The 1,718-nt window shown below is 63.8% G+C and carries 4 protein-coding genes; all 4 read right to left on the bottom strand.

The window, feature by feature from the left end; translation table 11 throughout:
* Window positions 1–474: hypothetical protein (locus tag IG69_RS20600; protein ID WP_157577743.1), on the bottom strand; the 474-nt coding region annotated here is incomplete at its 3' end.
* 60 nt (window positions 475–534) lie between these two features.
* On the bottom strand, window positions 535–954 hold the full coding sequence (locus IG69_RS0119410; RefSeq protein WP_031027990.1) for a hypothetical protein: 420 nt from the start codon (window positions 952–954) through the stop codon (window positions 535–537).
* The gene (locus IG69_RS0119405) at window positions 951–1,196 is read right to left on the bottom strand and encodes a hypothetical protein (RefSeq protein WP_157577742.1); all 246 of its coding nucleotides are present in this window, start codon (window positions 1,194–1,196) and stop codon (window positions 951–953) included. Before IG69_RS0119405 ends, IG69_RS0119410 begins: the two co-directional genes overlap by 4 nt.
* Window positions 1,197–1,220: 24 nt before the next feature.
* The coding region (locus tag IG69_RS0119400; protein ID WP_211251050.1) for a hypothetical protein at window positions 1,221–1,718 on the bottom strand (498 nt) is incomplete at its 5' end.

Genomic DNA, 1,718 nt, shown 5'->3' with positions numbered 1-1,718 from the left:
GCCCTGGCCGGTGTCGTCGACCGCATCGTGCTCCGGCAGCGCGCCGTTGGTGATCCGGTTCTCGACGACCTTGCGCGACATCGACAGCTTGGTCATGAACCATTCGAGGCCCACATATTCGACGCCGGGCAACGGGCCGCCCTTCTCGTCGTCTTTGACGAAGCGGTCGTTCGCGATCCTGTCCGCCTGTGTCTGAACGCCTGAGAGCCTATCGCTGAACGACTTGTGTTCGGCGTAACCCGTAACGAGCGCGGCGGCCGTCTTGCCGGTGAGATCGGCGAGCCGCGTCTGCAACTCCATCGCCAACGCGTCGACCCTGCGACGTTCGGCGCAACCGTTCACGTAGTTCGCTTCGATCTGCGCGAGCAACAGCGCGGCGGTGCCGAGAGTGTTGCGCATGCCGGACGCGAGAGCGAGCAGATCGCCGACCTGCTTCTCCATGTTCTGCATGTTCTCGGTGATCGAGGCGAACATGCGGCGCGTCTTCAGGTCTTGGGTGTATTGATCGGAAGGGTGGAGAGACATGGGATGCTTTCAGTTGGTGGAGTGCGGAGGTTCGTGGGTGGGTCTCGTCGACCACTGCGGGGCCTTCCACGAAACGTGAAGGTTCTGCCCGAAGCAGGTGACGCAGTGGTGGGCCAGCGACGCGGCAACGTCTTGGTCCGGCATGGGCACGTCCTGGGTGGTCCGGCCGACCGCCATAGCGAGCGCACCGGCTCCGACGACGAGACCTTCCATGACGTTGCGCAGGCCGAGCTGCTTGCGCCCTTCGAGGTACGTTTCGAGCGCGGCCTGAACGTCGAGTTGCAGCTTGACCGCGTTCGCGTAGACCAGCGGGTTCTCGTCGGGATGCGCGGCCAGGTGGTCGAGCAACTGTTGGAGGCTGAAGAACGCCTTGGGGTGGGCCGTCAGCGCCGCGAGTGCGTCGAAGGTCTTGCGGTCGATCATCATCATTGATCGGTCCCCAGGCGCACGTCCAACATGCCAGCGCCGTCGCGGACGGTGCGCTGTGCCGGAGGATCGAGGACGTTGATGGCGGCGATCCGCGCAGCTTGGATCAGGTGTTGCCCGAGCTGGTTGGCGGCTTTCGGGTCGAGCGTGGTCGAGTACCCGAGATCATCGTCCTTCAGGACGACGGCCTGGTTGTTGTCCGCTTCGATGCGGATGGTGATCTTGGCACCGAGATCGGTGCTCACTTCGCGTGTGTACTGGCGCATGGATCAGGCCGCCTTCTTCGCCGACGTGGAGGGGGCACCCTTCGCGCTGTTCTTCTTCGACGGCTTGGTGCCCCTGGTGCCGACCGCCGAGACGTGGTTGTTCTTGCGACGCTGCTTCGCCGTCTTCGAGCTGCGGCCGATCAGGTTGCGGCGCGTGTATTCGCGGCGGCGCTTGGTGCAGGCGGCGGTGTCGCGATAGTTGAAGGTCGAGCTTTCGCCGGTCGGGTCACCGTTCGCGTCGAGTGCGACCTTGACGATGGCCGTCTCTTCATTGATGCGGCGCTTGACTTCGGTCAGCGTCACACCGAGCACCTTGCGGTTATGGCCGGGAGACCCGAGCGCATAGACCTTCTTGACCTCGTTCTTCTTCGGCGCTTCGGGCGCGACGCGCGCTGCGATCTGCGCCTTCTGGTCGGCCTTGTCCTTGAGCATCTTGCCGACGTGGTCGACCTTCTGCTTCTTGGCGTTCTGCTTCTTCATGGTGATGCGATCCTTGTAAGG

This window comes from Phycicoccus jejuensis (assembly GCF_000720925.1).
GTDB classification, from domain to species: Bacteria; Actinomycetota; Actinomycetes; order Actinomycetales; family Dermatophilaceae; genus Phycicoccus; species Phycicoccus jejuensis.
The sequence above is the reverse complement of the archived record's forward strand: the minus strand, read 5'-3'. Positions and strand labels throughout refer to the sequence as shown.